1 protein-coding gene is annotated in these 276 nt (G+C 57.6%); it reads right to left on the reverse strand.

The window, feature by feature from the left end; genetic code table 11:
* Positions 1-83: 83 nt before the first annotated feature.
* On the reverse strand, positions 84-276 hold a 193-nt coding region (locus tag S1OALGB6SA_RS01075), incomplete at its 5' end, for a hypothetical protein (protein WP_503465861.1).

Consider the following 276-nt stretch of genomic DNA (forward strand, 5'->3'; position numbering starts at 1 on the left):
CAAAGCGATAATCCGCTCCGGCCTTCGTTCGGGGCAGTTCTAAAAGATACCACATCTAACATGAGGAGCCATCGCGTCGCTGCCTAGGGCACCTTGTACTCTGTCTTCCGGATGCGGTGATTGCCACTATCTGCCACATAGAAATTGCCGAATGAGTCCACAGCCACTCCGGCGGGGTAGTTAAGCTGTGCCGTGTTGCCGGTGCCATTCCCAGAACTCGCTGTGCCACTGCCGGCCAAGGTGCTTACCACCCCCGCCGGCGTGATTTTCCGGATG

Source organism: Olavius algarvensis spirochete endosymbiont (assembly GCA_900608495.1).
Classification (GTDB): domain Bacteria; phylum Spirochaetota; class Spirochaetia; order DSM-2461; family DSM-2461; genus UBA2779.